Raw genomic sequence first — 17,620 nt, forward strand, 5'->3', positions numbered from 1 at the left:
AGTAGTGGGAGGGCGGGCTGACGTCAGGGGGTGTGCTGCGCCCGGGATGACGCCAAGGGAAGCGCTTACGGCCGGGATGGCGAGGAGCCATGGGTCGGGATGATGGAAAGTGGCAGAGCGTGCACGAGAGACAAACGAGGACGAACAAGTGACCGAAGACTGTGACTGGCTGCAGGTGCCGCCGGCGACCCTGGACGCCGCCGCGCGCCAGGCCGCCGCCGAACGGCAGGCCCAGCTGACCAAGCCGCCCGGGTCGCTCGGGCAACTGGAGGCGATCGCCGAACGCCTGGCCGGCATGCAGGGCCAGGAAAAGCCCGCGCTGGAGAACGTCCACATCGCGGTGTTCGCCGGCGATCACGGCGTGGTGGCGGAGGGCATCTCGCGCTTTCCGCAGGCCGTGACGGCACAAATGGTCGCGAACTTCGCGACGGGTGGGGCGGCGATCTCGGTGCTGGCGCGGTACCTGGGCGCCTCCATCGAGGTGATCAACCTGGGCACGGTCGCAGAGCCGCCCGCCGTTAGCGGTGTGCAGCAACTGAACCTGGGCCCCGGCACCGCCAACCTGGCCCGCGAGCCGGCGATGACGCCGGCGCAGCTGGAACGCGCCCTGAACGCCGGCCGCCAGTGCGCGGAACGCGCCCGGCGCAGCGGCGCCCAGATATTCGTCGGCGGCGAGATGGGGATCGGCAACACGACCGCCGCCGCCGCGCTGGCCTGTTCCCTGCTGGATCTGCCGCCCGCCGATCTGGCCGGCCCCGGCACGGGCCTGGACGCGAACGGGGTGCGGCACAAGGCCGAGGTCATCGAACAAGCCCTGCACACCCATGCGGCCGTGCGGGGCGACGCCCTCGGCAGCCTTCGCTGCCTGGGGGGCTTCGAGATTGCCGGGCTCGCCGGCGCGTATATCGCCGCGGGGCAGATCGGTCTGCCGGTGCTGGTGGACGGCTTCATCAGCACCTCGGCGGCGCTGGTGGCCGAGCGCCTGTGCCCGGGCACAGCGGACTGGTTCTTCTATGCCCATACCTCGGCGGAGCCGGGTCACCAGCGCCTGTTGGCGGCGCTGGAGGCCGAGCCGCTGCTCGATCTTGGCATGCGCCTGGGCGAGGGGAGCGGGGCGGCCACGGCCGTGCCCCTGCTGCGCCTGGCCTGCGAGTTGCACTCGGGCATGGCCACCTTCGCCGAGGCGGGAGTCAGCGGAGAGGACGCTTGAGCGTCGGCCCCGCGCGGATCGGCCTGCTGCGCCACGGCGAGACCACTGGCCAGGGATTCTGTGGCCGGGGCAGCGATGTCCCGCTGACCGAGGCCGGCTGGGCCACAATGCGCGACGCTTTGGCGCGAGATACCGCCTGGGATCGCATCGTCTGCTCGCCGCTGACGCGTTGCCGCGCCCCAGCACAAATGTTTGCGGAAGAGGCCGGTGTACCGCTCGCCGTCGACGACCGCCTGGCCGAACTCGACTTCGGCGCCTGGGAAGGCCGCACGGCGGCGGCGCTGATGGAGACGGACGCCGATGCACTGGGCCGTTTCTGGCAGGACCCGGTGAATCACTCGCCCCCCAAAGGCGAGTCGCTCCTGGAGTTTCGCGAACGCGTTGTCGCCGGCTGGAATGACCTGGCGCCCGAGGAAGGCGAGCGGGTGCTCGTGATCGCCCACGGCGGCGTCATCCGCCTGCTCCGCGCCCTGCACGAGGGCTGGCCGCTGGAGAAGCTGCTGGGCATCGACGTCCCGCTCGCCTCCCTGCATATTGTCGAGCCATGGAAGCCCTATCCATGAATCTCCTGCCCTTGGTGCGGAAAGCCCCTGTGGGTGATCTTGTGAGGGCTCTTGTGGGAGCGTGCTTGCACGCGAAGCCCCTGCCAAAGTCAGACGCGGGCAGCAGGGGCTTCGCGGCCAAGGCCGCTCCCACAGGAATGCCGAGAACCAGCGGTGTGCGTCCCGCATATTGTAGGAGCGCCCTTGGCCGCGAATACCTCCCACCAAAGTCCGACCGGGCACCCGCATGAGCGCCGCGCTGACACCCCTCTGGCTGGCCCTCCAGTTCCTCACCCGCCTGCCAACCCCCGCGCTCGACCCGCAACCGGCCGACCTGGGGCGTTCGGTGCTGGCTTATCCGCTGGTCGGCCTGATCCTGGGCCTGGTCGTGGTACTGGTCGGTATCGCGCTGGCGGCCATACCCGGCGCGCCGCCGCTACTGGTCGCGGCGCTGGTGCTCGCGTTATGGGTCGGCCTGACCGGCGCGCTGCACCTGGACGGGCTGGCGGACACGGTGGATGCGTGGGTCGGCAGCCATCAGGACCCGGAGCGGGCCCAGGCCATCATGAAGGACCCGGCCAGTGGCCCGATGGCAGTGGCAGCGCTGGTCCTGGTGCTGCTGATCAAGTTCGCAGCCCTGGTAACCGTGGTGGAGACGGGTGCCTGGATCGCGTTGCTGGTCGCCATCGTGCTGGGGCGCGCGGCACTCACCGGGCTGTTTGTGCTGGTGCCCTACGTGCGGGAGCAGGGCCTGGGGGCCGAGATGGCCGCACACTTGCCACGCAGTCCCGCCCAGATGGTGCTGGTAGCCACCGGCGTCTTGATCCTTCTGCTGGCACTGATCACTGGCCTCTGGGGCCTGATCCTGGGCCTGGCCGTTGCGCTGGCGTCGGTATTCGCCATCGCCGCCTTCCTGCGTCGCTGGCTCGGCGGCTTCACCGGCGACACCGCCGGCGCCGCCCTGGAACTGGTGGAGGTGGTGGCGATTACCGTCATGGCGCTAGTGCTCGCCCTGCATTAGGGAGCTGCCGCTCAATGAGGCGAGGTGTTCCCCATCGCCTTGTCCATGAGCGCCAGACCTTCCTGTTCCTGACCCTGACCACGCTGGGCGCGCACCCGGAACCGGGTCCCGCATCGTGTTCCGCAATCATCGGCATAGACATCTCGTCGACAAGGCGGTTCACGCGGGTCCCACGTTTGCGTGCCAACGCCTTCAGACGTTCGTACTTGTCGTCCGGCAAACGGATCGTCAATCGAGCCAATTCAGGGTCTCCGCGTTCAGGACCAGATGATTCAAGCCCAAAGTCAGCAAAACCTGTCATCGAATGGTCACGTTATTGCCACATAATTTGGCGATGACCGTTCTCGTGAGATTCAATCCGGCCCGCCTGACCCTGCGCGCGCTCGTGAACCCGCTAGGGGCCGTGCGCGATGCGCGAGCAATCCAGCCCGCGCCCCCATGGTGGCAGACGTTCCTGGGGCTGGCATTGCCGGTGTTATTGGTGAGCGTGATCGCCAGTCAGTGGCTTTACCAGGTGATCCCGACCGGCCTGCCGCCGGAGGCCATGCCGGACGCCTGGGCCTTTGGCGTCTACAGTGCGCTGGCGATGAGCATCGGGGTGCTGGGGATGGTTTGGTCCGCGCACTACCTGACCGATCTTTTCGAGGGCTACTCGCACCCGGACCGGGCGATGCTGGCGGTTTCCGTCGGGCTGCTGCCCGTGTGGGTCGGCAAGGTGGTCGCGGCGTTTCCCTGGCCCTGGGGCAACGGCATCGCGTTGTTGCTGATCCTGTATTCCCTCTGGCTGCTCTACTGGTCCCTGCGCGAGATCATCGGCCTGCGCCGGGGCAACCGCATCGGCCTGTTCGTGGCCACCATCTTCTGCGGCGCCTTCATCACCCTGATCTTCGGCTGGCTCCTGATGGACCTGATCCCCGGCGCCACCCCCGAACACCGTATAGGGAGCACCTGGCTGATCTGAGACGGCTCCCTCCGCGTTTGGTGACGTACAATCAGCAGCCACGTAAAGACGGGACGTGTTTTATGGCTGTGGAGCCCAAGATCGTTAGGGAGTTACGGGCGGCCAAGCCGCACAAGCGCGCGCAAATCCTCAAGCGGCAGCATCGGCGGAACGTGGCGTTTCTGGAAAAGAAGTTTCCCGAACTGGCCCAATACGTTTCCCGCGTTGGGATCGGCCGCTTTCAGGTGGAGCCGGACGGGGCTCTAGTGGCGGTGACTGACAAGACGGCGGGTACGTTGCTGCATCCGCCGGGGAAGCTGGCGGAGTTCGCGAGCCAGTTGGGTGAGGTCAACCATGGCGGCTGGTGGGAATACCAGCTCTCCGCTACCCGAATCTCCGAGACCATCGAGACGGAACATCAGCGGATCGTGCAGGACTGGGTGGACCAGTTGGAGGGGCTGGTTCCGGACATGACGGAGACGGGCGCGCAGACACGTTTTGTACTACCAGCGTCGGACAAGGCTCGGGTGTTCTCCCCGCTCGTGTTCTTTCTTGGCCTAAACACCGGCCTGCACATTGAGTATTACCTGACGCGGGCTCGGGTACAGGATCTGGTGCTGCTGGAACCCGATCCGGAACGATTCGCGCTGTCCTGCCTGTTCCTCGACTACGCCGCGCTGCACGAACGCCTGGGCCACCTGTACCTGTTCGTGGGCGAGGCCGATACGGACCGGGTGCTGGGGACTGTTTCGGCAGCCTTCCCATTGTCCAGCCAGGTATGGGTGCGAATGCTTCGGGGCTACGACGCTCCGGAATTCACCTTGTTTGCCGATCGTGCACGTCTGCACTTCCGCAAAAACACCTATCTCCCGATGGACCGTCAGTTACGCGGCATGGATTCCGCTGTACGGAATCTGCAGGGTAAACGGGCGATCTGGAGCGATGACCGCCGGGGCCTTGGGGATGTGCCGGTGGCCGTAATTGGGGCGGGGCCCTCGCTGGACGACGCCATCGAATGGCTCAAGCGGTACCGCGACCGGATGGTGATCGTCTGTGCGGTCTCGGCGGTTCGCGCTTTGCGTGCCGCGGGTCTTCGACCGGATTTTCAGTGCGCCCTAGACTACGAATACCCCGAAACCACCCTTGAACGACTGGAATTGGATACGGATGTGCCGCTGATCGCGTCGATCAACGCCTCCTCGAGCCTGCTGGATCGCTTCGATACGCCCCTGTTGTTTGCCGAGGCGGCCACGCCGAATATTGCATCGTTCCCTCTAACGTGGCGGCATACCGGCCCGACCTCCGGCAACCTGGCGCTCGCTGCCGCGCTTCGTTTCGGCGCCTCGGAGGTGTATCTTGCCGGGCTCGATTTCGCTTTTCCGAAGGAGGATCGAAGCCATGCAACGGGGACCCTGCATGGGTTCCGCCAATCCGGGGAAGACACCGGAGCACCGCTGCTGCAGACCAATCATCCGGCGTCCGAAGAAGGGGCCTGGGTGAGCACGCCCTATCTCAACAACGCGCGGCAATCCGCGGAGATCGCGATTGCCGACACTGATATCCCGGTGCGCAATCTCTCGCATGGGGCGCTGATCGAGGGGGCAATCCCGGATTACCCGGAAAACATCGAGCTGCCACCGGTGGCCGGACTCGCCGAATGCCTGGAAAAGATCTGTGCAGGGTTCGGGAGCGATGTGCCGTGCCGGCCGTTCTCGACCTGCCCTTGCGAACTGCTCGATCGGCTGCGCAAACCGTTGCAGGAACTCCCAGGATCGCTCGACTGGGTAAGCTTCGTGGCGGGCCTGGACCGGTACTGGTGTGATGTCTCGGATCCCATAGTGAGGAGGGACCCGGAGGACCGTCGTCTCGAAGTATTCGCCAGTCTCATGAGACACATCCTGTTGCGCTGGTATCAACTGATGTTGCGCGCGCCGGCCGCGGCGCAGGCCGACCTGTACCGGGAGGGACGGAGGCGACTTCTTGAGCTGGCGACATCGTTAGAGTGGCCGGAGAGTGCGGAACGGTACATGCGCGAGCGTTGCGACCATGGGGCGGAAGAGACAAACCTGGACCATCCGTGAAAAAAATTAATGGCCAGGACTAAAGGATGCGCGCGGACGGTCGTTAAAGGCCCTGAGAGCGGACGAGTACCGCCGGAAGAGCCGCCCGAAGGGTGGCGTCAGCATAGCTCAGGAGAATGACCATGTCCCAGGTAATCAACACCAACATCTTGTCGCTGAATGCCCAGCGCAATCTGAACAACTCCCAGGGTGCCCTGCAGACGTCGCTGGAGCGGCTGTCGACGGGTTTGCGGATCAACAGTGCGAAGGATGACGCTGCGGGTCTGGCGATCGCCGAGCGCTTTACCACGCAGATCCGGGGTCTGAACCAGGCGGTTCGCAATGCGAACGACGGGATTTCGTTCTCGCAGACGGCCGAAGGTGCCCTTGGCACGATCGGGGATGCCCTGCAGCGCGCGCGGGAGCTGTCGGTGCAGGCGGCGAACGATTCCAACTCCCCGTCGGACCGTCAGGCGTTGAATGACGAGGTACAGCAGCTGATTGCGGAAGTGGGCCGTGTTGCCAACGAGACCGAGTTTAACGGTCAGCGGGTGCTGGATGGCAGTCTGGATGATCTGTTCTTCCAGGTGGGTGCGAACCAGGGCCAGATGATCGCGGTCAGCGGCGTGGATTCGCGCTCCTCCGAGCTGGGGGCGACCGAGGTGATGTCCAGTGGTTCGCTTACGCAGACGCAGATCAACGACGGCATTCAGTTCGCGGCCGGGTCGGGGGATATCACGATTGTGGTGGACCCCGGTGGGGCCAGTGCAGACTTAACCGTTACTCTCGGTAACGATGTGACTTCGCTGGAGGATGCGGTTCGCGAGATCAACACCGCTATCCAGGAGGCGGGCTCCAATGATTCCGATATCTCCGATGCGCGCCTGACCGCAGCCCTGCGGGTGGATAACGACGGGAACACCGGGATCGTGATTAACGGTGCGTTTGACGCCGAATTCCAGGTCGATGGCGGTAGTATCCAGGACGAGGATGGTGTTGCACTCGCTACCCTGTTTGGTGAGTCCGGCCAGACTCAAGTCAATCTGACCGAGATTGGGGTCAGTACTCGCGAGGATGCCTTCCAGACGATTTCCACGATGGACGGGGCGCTGACCCAGATCAGCAGTCTGCGTGCGGAGCTGGGTGCGGTGCAGGTGCGTTTCGAGAACACCATTGCCAACCTGGAGATTTCGTCGGAGAACCTGTCGGCGGCGCGTTCGCGGATTCAGGACGCGGATTTCGCGGCGGAGACGGCGGAGCTGACGCGGGCGCAGATCCTGCAGCAGGCGGGCACCTCGGTGCTTTCCCAGGCCAACGCCGTTCCGCAGAACGTGCTGGCTCTGCTGCAGTAAGCTCGATCACTCGGGCTCTGGTTGAGGGTGGATGGCAAACGCGCCATCCGCCCCTTCTGATGAGGACAGCGATATGAGTGATGGAATCGGCAATATCACATCACCGCTGGTTGCAGTGAACCCGCGCGCGGGCGAAGGGGCCAAGGCGCCCGGTCCCGGCGCGGGTCTTGTCCGTGGCGAGGGACGGCCCGAGGCCGTAGTTCGTTCGGATAGTAGTTCGGAATCAACGGCTCCTGGTGCCACCGGACCGGCGATCGAGGCCATGGATATGGCCGAGGTCAATCAGGTGGTCGAGTCGATCAATTCCTACCTGCAATCCACCAAGCGGGCGCTGGAGTTTAGCGTGGACGACAGCAGCGGCCGCACGGTGATTACGGTGATGGACGGAGAACGCGAACAGGTGATCCGCCAGATCCCTCCGGAGGCCGTGCTGGCCTTGGTGGAGCAGTTCCAGACCGAGCAGGAGCTCGGCGGGACGGGGCTGGCGGACAAGGCCTGAGGGCTCTATCGAGACTGCACCTCAACGCGGTATGTTTCATTGAGCCGGATCCGGGAATGGGTCCGGCTTTTTTTTCGTTGTGGGAACGCCACCGAAGTGGGAGCTTCAAACCATATCGGCCACAGCCCCGCTGTTCACGTAATCCCGACCGCAGCGAAGCCGAGAGCCGGGATCTCCCGCTGCTGGAAGTGCGCATGCGAAAGGGGCACCAGTTACGTTGGAGATCCGTATTCCTGCTGCGCAGTTTTCGGGATGACGGTGTTCCGAAGGATTTCCGGATTGGTGTCAGGTGTTGGAGATCGCTTCGCTGCGCGTGCAAGGACGGGGTCAGCCTGGGCCGCGGAGGGTCGGGACTGAAGGGCGGTTTTGAGCGGTATTTTCTGTGGTGGACTCAAGATTTCGGCTAGTCTGTCGTAAAGGGATATAACGCACGTGCAAACGGTTCGAGACGTCGAACGCCGAGGAGCAAAGTCATCATGGCCATTAGTTCACTGGGGATCGGCTCCGGTCTGGATCTTAACCAAATCGTCAACGATCTGGTGAATGCCGAACGGGTGCCCAAAGAGACCCGTTTCAACCAGCGGGAACAGCGGCTTGAAGCGCAGATCTCTGCCTACGGGAACTTGACGAGTGCCATTGATCAGGTCAAGGGAACGCTCTCGCAGCTTTCCGAGTTCGAGTTGTCGCAGAATGCGTCGGTCTCCAATCGCGATGTGGCCCGGGTTACCGCGGATGGCACGGCCGCGAACGGGAATTTCTCGCTGGAGGTAAAACAGCTTGCGCAGGCGCAAGCCCTAGCCTCCGCCCCGGGTGACTTCGCGGATCCGGACGCCGCGGTGGGAGCTGGGCAGCTCGCAATTCAGGTGGGCGATGGCGATGCGTTCACGGTCAACGTCCAGGAAGGTGACACGCTGCGCGACGTGCGTAATGCGATCAACGACGCGGAGGGCGGCGTCACGGCCTCGATCGTGAATGACGGGGATGGTGCGCGCCTGGTGCTGACGGCGAACACGACCGGGGCAGCCAATACCATTAACGTCACTGCGACTGAGGATCCCGCGGGTAGCGGGCTTGCACGTCTGGATGGAGCCAACCTTGTGCAGACCCGGGCTGCACAGGATGCCGAGGCGGTGATCAACGGCCTGACGGTAACCAGCACGACGAATACCCTAGAGGACACGGTCGAGGGGCTGTCGATCGAGCTTCGGGGCACTTCCGACTCCCCGGTGACGGTCTCGGTCAGCGAGGATCAGGGTGCGTTGCAGCGTGCGCTCGAGGGCTTTGTCGAGGCCTACAATGGCTTGATCGGGCAGACAAGCAACCTGACGGCCTACAACGCCGAGGAGCAGCAGGCCTCGGTGCTAACCGGTGACAGCACGGTGCGCGGCATCCGGAGCCGGTTGGGGAACGCCCTGGTGGAGCCGGCGCAAATCCCGGATGTGAATGCGCGTACCCTCGCATCGCTGGGGGTGGTGTCGAACCGCGACGGTACGCTCGGTTTTGACAGTGACCGGTTCAACCAAGCGCTGGAGAACGACGGTTTCGACAACGTCACGGCGGTGGTCCGGGCGATCGGCGAGCGCATGGAGAGTGTGACCAGCAGCTTCACCGGCCCCGATGGTCTGATTGGCGTGCGCACCGAAGGCCTGCAGAACGATCTGGAGCGGCTTAGTCAACAGCGCGTGGATCTGAATGTCCGCCTGGAGCAATTGGAATCGCGGCTGGTACGCCAGTTCGGACGCATGGACAGCACCGTTGCACAGTTGCAGGGGACTAGTGATTTTCTGATGGGGCAGCTGGCAAACATGCCGCTGGCCCAGAACAATTCTCGTCGATAGTCGCCTCGTATTGGGCGAACGGATAACGGAGACCAACGCATGTACGGACCGGGCATGAATCGAGCGGTGAACCAGTACCGTCAGTCGGGCGCGCTGGCCGAGGCCCAGGTGGCGGACCCGTACCGGCTGATCCAGATGCTCTTCGAGGGTGCGCTGGAGCGTATCGCCGTGGCCAAGGGTGCGGTGCAGCAGGGTAACGTGGGCCTGAAGGGCGAAAAGATCGGCAAGGCGATCGACATCGTTGAGTCCCTGCGGGCGCTACTGGACCACGACAAGAATCCCGAACTCGCGGGGCGGCTGGATGCACTGTACGAATACATGTCTCGCCGCCTGCTGGAGGCGAACGCGAAAAACGATCCGGCGGCACTGGAAGAGGTTACAGGGCTGCTGCGCCAAATCAAGGCTGGGTGGGACGAGATCCCGTCTGAACAGCGAGCCGCCCGCGCGAGCTGAAATTCCTTGATGGTCTCTCTCGCCAAGTCCAAAGGCACCCGATGATCATGAACGGCATCGATATGCGGGAGATGGCGGCCACACTGGAGGATTCGGTGGAGGCGATTCGAGCCCACATGGTGCGAGCCGTGGCGGAGGAAGACTGGGAAGAACTGCAGGAGCTGGACCGACAGGCGAAGTCCCTGGTGGAACGAGCCTTCGGGGCCGAGCCGGTGCCGCTGCGTGATGACTCCGGGGCGGCCCTGCGCGCGGCCCTGGAGGACTTGGCGCGCTTCTACGAGACCTCCGTACAGGACCTGTCGCAACGACGGGGCGAGGTCGCAGAGCAGATCCGCGAGCTGAAGTCCGGGCGCAAGGGCACCAACGCCTACGAGACGACTCGCCGGCATTCAATGCGGACTGGGCCGGGCCACTCGGTCGACTGACGGGGCTCTGTACCCGGTCGACGCTTTTCGACTTCCCCCAAAGCCCGAACACCCCCTCCCGTCATCCCGGAAACCGCAACCCGGTTATTCGGGATCCCCGCGGTGTGCCTCGCCCGAACGTTGGGGTAAACCAAACCGCAGAGATCCCGGCTCTTCGCTTCGCTACGGCCGGGATGACAGTAAAGGGGGGCGCGGCCGGGATGACGGGCCGGGTGGGGCGCGGCCGGCGCTACAGGGTGGGAAGGCGTGCGGTCGGGACGACGAGGCGGGGTCAGGGGTTTGGGGGTAGGCGGCGGACGGTTTGGACGCTGCTGAGGGATTGGAGGCGGTCGAAGAGGTGGCTGAGTTCGCCGAGGTCGCTGAATTCGGCTTCCAGTTCCATGCGCACACTGCGGTCTTCGCGGTTGGTTTCGGTGTTTACGCGCAGCAGGTTGATGCCGCATTCGGAGAAGGCGTTGCCGACTTCGCCCAGCAGGCCGGGGCGGTCGTGGGCATCCACCTCCAGGGTGATGGCCTCGCGTTCGGGCTCTTCACCCCAGGAGACGGGGATCAGGCGGCCGCGCTTGTCTTCCGGCATGTGCAGGATGTTTACGCAGTCGCTGCGGTGGACGGAGACGCCGGCGCCGCGGGTGATGAAGCCGATGATCGGATCACCGGTCTGCGGATTGCAGCACTGGGCGCGCGTGGTCAGCAGCCCGCCGACGCCGCGGATTCGGATGTCGTCCGGTTTGGCTTCGCCCTCGTGGCGGCGCGGCCGCTGGGGCGCAGGGGTGGTGGCCGGTTGTTCTCCCGTGCGGGCGTCGCGCAGCTGGTGGGAGATGCGTCCGGCGATCTGGGCGGTGGTGACATCCCCCGCGCCCAGGGCAATCAGGAGTTCGTCGAAGGTCTGATACTTCATTGCCTCGGCCAGCGCGCTGCGGTCGAGGTTGTGGCCGCAGCCGAGGCGCTGGCATTCGCGATCGAACAGGTGCTTGCCCGTCGCCAGGTGTTCGTCCTGGTGTTGCTGACGGAACCAGGTGCGGACCTTGGAGCGCGCGCGGGCGGTGTTGAGATAGCCCAACGCGGGGCTCAGCCAGTCGCGGCTGGGCCCGCCTTCGCGGGTGGTCAGGATCTCCACGCGCTCGCCGGACTTCAGCTTGTAGGTGAGCGGGACGATATGGCCGTCGACCTTGGCGCCGCGGCAGCGGTGGCCGACCTCGGTGTGGACCGCGTAGGCGAAGTCCAGGGGGGTCGCGCCCTGGGACAGGTCCAGCACTTCGCCTTGGGGCGTGAGCACGAACACGCGCTGGTGCAGCGGTTCGCTCTGGATCTCGTCGAGCAGGTTCTGGTCGTTGTTGTCGGCGGCCTCCAGCAGCTGCCGCAGGCTGTTGATGGCGCGGTTGAGCGCCTGATCCTCGCGTCCGCCTTCCTTGTAGCGCCAGTGCGCGGCGACCCCCAGTTCGGCGAAGTCGTCCATCTCGCGGGTGCGGATCTGCACCTCCACGACCTTGCCCTCCGGTCCGACCACGGCGGTGTGCAGGGACTGGTAGCCGTTGTCCTTGGGGTTGGCGATGTAGTCGTCGAACTCGCTGGGCAGGTGGCGCCAGTCGTTGTGGACGATGCCGAGCACGGTGTAGCAGGTGGCCAGCTGGTCGACGATCACGCGGGTGGCGCGCAGATCGTACAGTTCGGACAGCGAGGTGCGCTTGCGCTGCATCTTTTTCCAGATGCTGTAGATGTGCTTCGGCCGGCCGAAGACCCGGGCCTCGATGCCGTCTGCCTGCAGGCGTGTCTTCAGTGTCTGGGCGAACTCTTCGACGTAGGATTCTCTTTCAGTGCGGTTTTCCTCGAGGCCGACGGCGATGTCGCGGTAGGTTTCCGGTTCCAGGATGCGCAGGGCGAGGTCTTCCATCTCCCACTTGAGCTGGCCCACCCCGAGGCGGTTGGCCAGCGGGGCGATGACGTCGAGGGTCTCCTGGGCGAGGATGCGGGCGCCCTCGTCGGGCTCGCGGACGAGCTGGCGCAGGTGCTGCACCCGAAACGCCAGCTTGATCAGCACGGCGCGCACGTCGTCCACCATGGCCATCAGCATGCGGCGCAGGCGTTCGGCCTGTTCCGGACGCCCGGCCGGGGCCTCGAAGCGGCGGCGCACCAGCGCGGCGACGTTGGTGGTCAGCCGGGCCACCGCGGCACCGAAGCGCTGCTCGAGCTCGGCCGGCTTGAGCAGGTCCGCCAGATACACGGGTACCAGCAAGGTCGCGATCAGCGTCTGCCGGTCGACGTTGAGATGGCGCAGGATCTCCGCCACGTCCAGTGGATGCGATTCGAGCCCGGCGGTATCGACGGCCTCCAGTGCTTGATCCAGTGCCTCGGCCAGCTGCAGGCCGGTGGCGTCGTCCAGGGGCTGGCTGCCCGCGAAATGACGCAGCAACGCGTCGCGGTCGAGCCCCTGAAGATCGGTATTGGTCAGCAGCGAATGGCGCATGGAGGCAATCGTCGGAACGGAGCGAGGCCCCTATTGTACGGGAGCGCAGACGGTGGCGAGAGGCTTGCGCATGGGGGTGACCGGGGTCAGGATCGCGGCATGGCCAACTTGTTCAAGATCCTGGTATTCGCGGGGCTGGGTTATGTCCTGATCACCGGGTTGATCTTTATCACCCAGGACCGCCTGATCTACATGCCTTCCAGCACCATCACCAGCACGCCGGAGCGCATTGGGCTGGACTACGAGGATGTCGAGCTGGTCACCGAGGATGGGGTGCGGATTCATGGCTGGTTCGTGCCGGGCCCGGATGGCGACACGCCCGTGTTGCTCTTCCTGCATGGCAATGCCGGAAACATCGGCCACCGGTTGCATTCCCTACGGCAGTTCCACGAGCTGGGACTGGCCGTGCTGATCATCGATTACCGCGGCTACGGGCGGAGTGCGGGGCGCCCGGACGAGGCCGGCACCTATGCGGATGCCCGCGCCGCCTGGCAGTACCTGATCGACGACCGTTCGATTCCGCCGCAGGAGATCGTGCTATTTGGCCGTTCGCTGGGGGCGGCGGTCGCGGCGGAACTGGCAACGGGCGTGGAGCCGGGGGCGGTGATCCTGGAATCCGCCTTTACCTCGGCTGCCGATCTGGGGGCGCGGCATTACCCCTGGCTCCCGGTGCGAGCGCTGCTGCGGCACCAATACGACACCCTGGGCCGGGTGGGCGCGATCTCCGCGCCCATCCTGCTGGCTCATAGTGCCCAAGACGAGATCGTGCCATTCGAGCATGCCAAACGCCTGCGGGCCGCCGCTACGAACGCGCGAGTGCTGGAGATGGAGGGTGGCCACAACGACGCCTTCCTGACCACGGGGGACGACTACACGGAGGGCCTGCGGGCGTTCCTCCGCGATGCGGGCGTGGCGGTCGACGGCCCTCAATGACGAACGGACAAAGAGACTGGATGAGGCAGGTCGAGGGGAGAACCCGTGTTTCCATCGTGGGAGATTGGTAGACTCCGCGGCTGTTTTGGCTGGAATGGATCTCCCTGGCGTCCGGAATGAGCGAATCTGCCGCAAAAGCCCCCCTGACGGTTACCTACTGTCGTGATGAGCAGCCGGAATGCGCGTCGGCGCCGGTGGTGATCCGCTTTGGCGGGGCGAGCGGTGTGGAACGTCTGCCGGGGCGTCTGGAGATCCGCGTGGGGCTGGAGCCCCTGGGCGTCGAGTCGGACTGGGCGGAATGCTGGTCGCTGCCGGACGGCGCCGAGGGCGAGACCGGGGTGGAAGGCTCGCTGAGCTACCTTCGCCACAAGGATTGCCTGATCGGTTGCTGGATTCAGCCGCTGGATGCCGCAGGCGACCCGGATCCCCTGACCGAGCGCGCGTACCGCGAGATCCTGGCTGGCTGCCGTGCGCTGGGTTTCGAACACCTGGTGCGGGTGTGGAACTATCTTCCCGCGATCAATGACCCGGTCGCCGGCCAGGAGCGCTACCGTGGCTTCTGCAGCGGGCGGGCGCGGGTGTTCGAAGCATTGCCGGAGTACGAACAGTTCCTGCCGGCGGCGACGGCGATTGGCACCCATTCCGACGGCTTGCTGATCTATTTCATTGCCACTCGCGAGGCGGCCGCGCGTATCGAGAATCCGCGCCAGGTCAGCGCGTATCGCTACCCGCCTCAGTACGGGCCGCGCAGCCCTTCGTTTGCCCGCGCCAGTTTGTGGCAGTCGGGGCCGGAATCGGCCGAGCTGTTCATCTCGGGCACCGCCAGTATTGTCGGCCATGAAAGCCGGCATATTGGCGATCTCGAGGCGCAGATCGACGAAAGCCTGCGCAATGTCGGTGTGCTGCTGGAACAGGCCGCCACGGATCACCCGGTTCGGGTGGAGAGGCCGCGCGACTTGTCGCTGCTCAAGGTGTACCTGCGCCATGCGGCCGATGCGTCGGCCGCGGAACGTCACTTGCGCGCGCGCCTTGGTCACGATGTGCCGTGCCTGTTGCTGCACGGGGATATCTGCCGCGAGGAGTTGCTGGTGGAGATCGAGGGACTTTATTCGGAGCGTCTGACCACGACGTTCGCGACACCATGAAGGATTGATGCCGGGCCGGTCAGGCCGCCGACTTGCGGTGGCGCCGGTCCCTTGCCTGGGGAGTACACGCAATGCAGCCAACCACCAAGAAGCCACACCCGGTCCTGAAGGACTACTACGGGGATGAAGCCAGCCGGCGCGCCTACGTCGACGACCTGTTCGACCGGACTGCCCCGTATTACGACCGAATCCTGCGGGTCGGCTTCTTCGGCACCGGGCAGTCGTATCGCCGGTTTGTCCTGAAACAATCCGGTCTCGAGGCCGGCATGGAGGTGCTGGACGTGGCCACTGGCACCGGCCCGGTTGCGGAGGAGATCCGCAAGGTGGTGGGCGATGACCACCTGACCTGCGTGGACCCGAGCCGCGGCATGATGGATGTGGCCCGAACCAAGATGGATGCCACGTTCGTGCAGAGCCTGGGCGAACAAATGCCCTTGCGCGACCAGCAGTACGACCGCCTGTACATGGGGTATGGGCTTCGCCATGTACGCGACCTGCACGAGTTGTTCAGCGAGTACTTCCGTGTGCTGAAGCCGGGCGGGCGCTGCACCATTCTCGAGGTCTCGCGGCCACGTACGAAGTTCCAGTTTGGCCTGGCGCGTTTCTATTTCCGCGATTTCGTGCCGTTCGTGGGCAAGGTGCTCACCCGCGACCCGGACGGGCAACTGTTGATGCGCTATTTCTGGGACACCATCGATCAGTGCGTCCCCCCGGACGACATCATGGAAACCCTGCGATCCGTCGGTTTCGAGGACGTGCAGCGCAATGTCCAACTCGGCGTCTTCAGCGCCTACATGGCGACGCGCCCGGCCGGGTAGGGTTTTGGGCCGGCTGAAGGTCAAGGTGGCGCCCGGGAGCAAGCGCAACGCCATTGGCGGCTGGATGGGCGACACGCTCAAGCTGAAGGTCCATGCACCGCCCGAGAAGGGCCGCGCCAACGCGGCGGTGATCGGGCTCCTGGCGGCGGAACTGGACTGTCCCAAGTCGGCCGTGCAGGTGGTAGCCGGTGCGACCTCGCGCAGCAAGACCGTGGTGGTCGAGGGCTGGTCGGCGGACGAGTTGCACCGCGCGTTATCCTCATGACTCATACACTGTGACGGGGCCCAGTACCGGACGGCCCCCCTGCGAAGGGAACTACGGATGAACCGCCTGACCCTGACTCGACCGGACGACTGGCACCTGCACCTGCGCGATGGCGATGTGCTGGCGACGGTACTGCCGGACACGGCGCGCCGCTTCCGCCGCGCCATCATCATGCCCAACCTGAAACCGCCGGTGACGACGGTGGAGGCCGCCGCCGAGTACCGCGACCGCATCCTGGCGGCGCTGCCGGAAGGGGCGGACTTCGAGCCCCTGATGACGCTGTACCTGACCGAGGGCACGACACCGGGCATGATCGACGCGGCGAAGGCCTCCGGGTTCGTGCACGGGGTCAAGCTCTATCCCGCGGGTGCCACCACCAATGCGGCCAGTGGCGTGACCGATATCCGCCGCTGCTATCCGGTGTTCGAGGCGATGCAGCGGGTGGACCTGCCGTTGCTGATTCACGGCGAGGTGACCGATCCGGACGTGGACATCTTCGATCGCGAGGCGGTGTTTATCGAGCGCCACCTGGAGCCGCTGATCCGCGATTTTCCGGAACTTCGGGTGGTGCTGGAACACATCACCACCGAATCGGCCGTGCAGTTCATCCAGGACGGGCCGGCCAATGTCGGCTCCACGATCACGCCCCAGCACCTGCTGTACAACCGCAATGCGCTGTTCGCGGGCGGCATGCGGCCGCATCACTTCTGCCTGCCGATCCTGAAGCGCGAACGCCACCGCAAGGCGCTGCTCGAGGCGGCCACCAGTGGCCACCCGCGCTTCTTCCTGGGGACCGATAGCGCTCCGCATCCACGCCACGCGAAGGAGTCGGCGTGTGGCTGTGCGGGTATCTATTCCGCGCACGCGGCCATCGAGCTGTACGCGGAGGCCTTTGCCGCGGCGGATGCACTGGACCGGCTGGAGGGCTTTGCCAGTCATTTCGGCCCCGATTTCTACCAGCTGCCGCGCAACACCGACACCCTGACGCTGGAGCGCTCCCCGTGGACTGTGCCGGAGGCGGTGCTGTTCGGGCATGATCCCGGGGTACCGCTGCGCGCGGGCGAGACCGTCGCCTGGCAACTGGCGCGGTGAGGACGGCCGTCACGGCGAACGCTGTAACGCGCGGGCGGTCAGCTAGGTAGAGATACAGGACGAGACGAGGATGGAGACATGACCGAACCCAATGTGCAACGCGGGACTTTGTTGTTCTGGATGGCCATCAGCCTGGGGGTGGCGTTGCTGATCGTGGCTCTGGGGGTCGGGCTGCAGCCGGCCGGCGCGCCGATCCTGCGCGCGCCGCTTAGCTCGCCGGCCGCCGGTGCCCTGGGCTTTGGTCTGCTGATGGTCTGGGCCGCGTATGCCTATGCGCTGTCTGCCGGACGTGCCGCGGGCAGCCAGGAGATGGGGGTGGTGATCCTCAACCTTGGGCTCCCGGTGGCCCTGATCCTGCTGTGGCGTGCCGAACTGAACGCGCTGGCGTTCTTCGTCGCGTTGGGCTGGGCGCTGACCCTGGGTGGCATGGCCGTGCGTCTGTTCCGGCGCGAGGCCCTGGCCGGCGTGATGATGTTGCCGCTGATCGGGGTCAGCCTGACGGCGATCCTGCTGTCGCTGACGCTCTGGGTGCTGCCGGCCGCGACCGGCGGGGCCTGAGGCCG

17 protein-coding genes and 1 pseudogene are annotated in these 17,620 nt (G+C 65.4%); 16 read left to right on the forward strand and 2 right to left on the reverse strand.

Annotated features, from left to right (window positions below):
• Positions 1-148: 148 nt before the first annotated feature.
• The 3 genes from cobT to D575_RS0109145 all read left to right on the forward strand — a co-directional run bounded on the left by cobT (position 149) and on the right by D575_RS0109145 (position 2,773).
• The gene (gene cobT, locus D575_RS0109135; RefSeq protein ID WP_018145615.1) at positions 149-1,210 is read left to right on the forward strand and encodes a nicotinate-nucleotide--dimethylbenzimidazole phosphoribosyltransferase; all 1,062 of its coding nucleotides are present in this window, start codon (positions 149-151) and stop codon (positions 1,208-1,210) included.
• On the forward strand, positions 1,207-1,773 hold the full coding sequence (locus D575_RS0109140; RefSeq protein WP_018145616.1) for a histidine phosphatase family protein: 567 nt from the start codon (positions 1,207-1,209) through the stop codon (positions 1,771-1,773). Before cobT ends, D575_RS0109140 begins: the two co-directional genes overlap by 4 nt.
• Before the next feature lie 226 nt (positions 1,774-1,999).
• Positions 2,000-2,773: an adenosylcobinamide-GDP ribazoletransferase gene (locus tag D575_RS0109145; RefSeq protein ID WP_018145617.1), complete on the forward strand. Its 774-nt coding sequence runs from the start codon at positions 2,000-2,002 to the stop codon at positions 2,771-2,773.
• Between the two features lie 11 nt (positions 2,774-2,784).
• Here the strand turns inward: D575_RS0109145 and D575_RS14550 are convergent.
• Positions 2,785-2,993, reverse strand: a pseudogene (locus tag D575_RS14550) (toxin-antitoxin system HicB family antitoxin).
• Positions 2,994-3,107: 114 nt separating this feature from the next.
• Between D575_RS14550 and D575_RS0109155 the strand changes: the two are divergent.
• From D575_RS0109155 to D575_RS0109185, 7 genes are all read left to right on the forward strand, one after another.
• Complete coding sequence (locus tag D575_RS0109155) at positions 3,108-3,734, forward strand: YIP1 family protein (RefSeq protein WP_018145618.1); 627 nt, start codon at positions 3,108-3,110, stop codon at positions 3,732-3,734.
• 62 nt (positions 3,735-3,796) lie between these two features.
• Complete coding sequence (locus tag D575_RS0109160; protein WP_018145619.1) at positions 3,797-5,794, forward strand: 6-hydroxymethylpterin diphosphokinase MptE-like protein; 1,998 nt, start codon at positions 3,797-3,799, stop codon at positions 5,792-5,794.
• Between the two features lie 122 nt (positions 5,795-5,916).
• Positions 5,917-7,125 (forward strand): flagellin, encoded by a 1,209-nt coding sequence (locus D575_RS0109165; RefSeq protein ID WP_018145620.1) that lies wholly within the window; start codon positions 5,917-5,919, stop codon positions 7,123-7,125.
• Between the two features lie 73 nt (positions 7,126-7,198).
• Complete coding sequence (locus D575_RS14635; protein ID WP_155985179.1) at positions 7,199-7,624, forward strand: flagellar protein FlaG; 426 nt, start codon at positions 7,199-7,201, stop codon at positions 7,622-7,624.
• Positions 7,625-8,100: 476 nt separating this feature from the next.
• Positions 8,101-9,462 carry a flagellar filament capping protein FliD gene (gene fliD, locus D575_RS0109175; RefSeq protein WP_018145622.1) on the forward strand — a complete coding sequence of 454 codons (1,362 nt, stop codon included), beginning with the start codon at positions 8,101-8,103 and terminating at the stop codon, positions 9,460-9,462.
• Between the two features lie 39 nt (positions 9,463-9,501).
• A complete protein-coding gene (gene fliS, locus D575_RS0109180) occupies positions 9,502-9,915 on the forward strand; it encodes a flagellar export chaperone FliS (RefSeq protein ID WP_018145623.1) in 414 nt (137 codons plus the stop codon).
• A gap of 41 nt (positions 9,916-9,956) precedes the next feature.
• Positions 9,957-10,340, forward strand: coding sequence for a flagellar protein FliT (locus D575_RS0109185; protein ID WP_018145624.1), 384 nt, complete (start codon positions 9,957-9,959; stop codon positions 10,338-10,340).
• 271 nt (positions 10,341-10,611) lie between these two features.
• Here the strand turns inward: D575_RS0109185 and D575_RS0109190 are convergent, their stop codons facing one another.
• Entirely contained in the window at positions 10,612-12,804 is a 2,193-nt protein-coding gene (locus D575_RS0109190) for a bifunctional (p)ppGpp synthetase/guanosine-3',5'-bis(diphosphate) 3'-pyrophosphohydrolase (RefSeq protein WP_018145625.1), read from the reverse strand.
• A gap of 99 nt (positions 12,805-12,903) precedes the next feature.
• On the opposite strand from D575_RS0109190, the gene D575_RS0109195 reads away from it, so the two are divergent.
• The 6 genes from D575_RS0109195 (at position 12,904) to D575_RS0109220 (ending at position 17,615) form a co-directional block, all read left to right on the forward strand.
• Positions 12,904-13,737, forward strand: coding sequence for an alpha/beta hydrolase (locus D575_RS0109195; protein ID WP_018145626.1), 834 nt, complete (start codon positions 12,904-12,906; stop codon positions 13,735-13,737).
• 116 nt (positions 13,738-13,853) lie between these two features.
• Positions 13,854-14,882 (forward strand): hypothetical protein, encoded by a 1,029-nt coding sequence (locus tag D575_RS0109200; RefSeq protein ID WP_018145627.1) that lies wholly within the window; start codon positions 13,854-13,856, stop codon positions 14,880-14,882.
• 71 nt (positions 14,883-14,953) lie between these two features.
• The gene (locus D575_RS0109205) at positions 14,954-15,700 is read left to right on the forward strand and encodes a class I SAM-dependent methyltransferase (protein WP_018145628.1); all 747 of its coding nucleotides are present in this window, start codon (positions 14,954-14,956) and stop codon (positions 15,698-15,700) included.
• Positions 15,701-15,704: 4 nt separating this feature from the next.
• Positions 15,705-15,965, forward strand: coding sequence for a DUF167 domain-containing protein (locus tag D575_RS0109210; RefSeq protein ID WP_018145629.1), 261 nt, complete (start codon positions 15,705-15,707; stop codon positions 15,963-15,965).
• 57 nt (positions 15,966-16,022) lie between these two features.
• Positions 16,023-17,057 (forward strand): dihydroorotase, encoded by a 1,035-nt coding sequence (gene pyrC / locus D575_RS0109215; RefSeq protein ID WP_018145630.1) that lies wholly within the window; start codon positions 16,023-16,025, stop codon positions 17,055-17,057.
• Positions 17,058-17,135: 78 nt separating this feature from the next.
• Complete coding sequence (locus D575_RS0109220) at positions 17,136-17,615, forward strand: hypothetical protein (protein WP_018145631.1); 480 nt, start codon at positions 17,136-17,138, stop codon at positions 17,613-17,615.
• Positions 17,616-17,620: the final 5 nt, after the last annotated feature.

The organism is Thioalkalivibrio sp. AKL6, from assembly GCF_000376905.1.
Lineage (GTDB): Bacteria > Pseudomonadota > Gammaproteobacteria > Ectothiorhodospirales > Ectothiorhodospiraceae > Thioalkalivibrio > Thioalkalivibrio versutus.

What these genes read in the sequence shown, in the direction of transcription:
- D575_RS0109145 (WP_018145617.1), top strand. Translation starts at nt 2,000, where the DNA reads ATGAGCGCCGCGCTGACACCCCTCTGGCTGGCCCTCCAGTTCCTCACC.
- D575_RS0109155 (WP_018145618.1), top strand. Translation starts at nt 3,108, where the DNA reads ATGACCGTTCTCGTGAGATTCAATCCGGCCCGCCTGACCCTGCGCGCG.
- D575_RS0109160 (WP_018145619.1), top strand. Translation starts at nt 3,797, where the DNA reads ATGGCTGTGGAGCCCAAGATCGTTAGGGAGTTACGGGCGGCCAAGCCG.
- D575_RS0109165 (WP_018145620.1), top strand. Translation starts at nt 5,917, where the DNA reads ATGTCCCAGGTAATCAACACCAACATCTTGTCGCTGAATGCCCAGCGC.
- D575_RS14635 (WP_155985179.1), top strand. Translation starts at nt 7,199, where the DNA reads ATGAGTGATGGAATCGGCAATATCACATCACCGCTGGTTGCAGTGAAC.
- fliD (WP_018145622.1), top strand. Translation starts at nt 8,101, where the DNA reads ATGGCCATTAGTTCACTGGGGATCGGCTCCGGTCTGGATCTTAACCAA.
- fliS (WP_018145623.1), top strand. Translation starts at nt 9,502, where the DNA reads ATGTACGGACCGGGCATGAATCGAGCGGTGAACCAGTACCGTCAGTCG.
- D575_RS0109185 (WP_018145624.1), top strand. Translation starts at nt 9,957, where the DNA reads ATGATCATGAACGGCATCGATATGCGGGAGATGGCGGCCACACTGGAG.
- D575_RS0109190 (WP_018145625.1), bottom strand. Translation starts at nt 12,804, where the DNA reads ATGCGCCATTCGCTGCTGACCAATACCGATCTTCAGGGGCTCGACCGC.
- D575_RS0109195 (WP_018145626.1), top strand. Translation starts at nt 12,904, where the DNA reads ATGGCCAACTTGTTCAAGATCCTGGTATTCGCGGGGCTGGGTTATGTC.
- D575_RS0109200 (WP_018145627.1), top strand. Translation starts at nt 13,854, where the DNA reads ATGAGCGAATCTGCCGCAAAAGCCCCCCTGACGGTTACCTACTGTCGT.
- D575_RS0109205 (WP_018145628.1), top strand. Translation starts at nt 14,954, where the DNA reads ATGCAGCCAACCACCAAGAAGCCACACCCGGTCCTGAAGGACTACTAC.
- pyrC (WP_018145630.1), top strand. Translation starts at nt 16,023, where the DNA reads ATGAACCGCCTGACCCTGACTCGACCGGACGACTGGCACCTGCACCTG.
- D575_RS0109220 (WP_018145631.1), top strand. Translation starts at nt 17,136, where the DNA reads ATGACCGAACCCAATGTGCAACGCGGGACTTTGTTGTTCTGGATGGCC.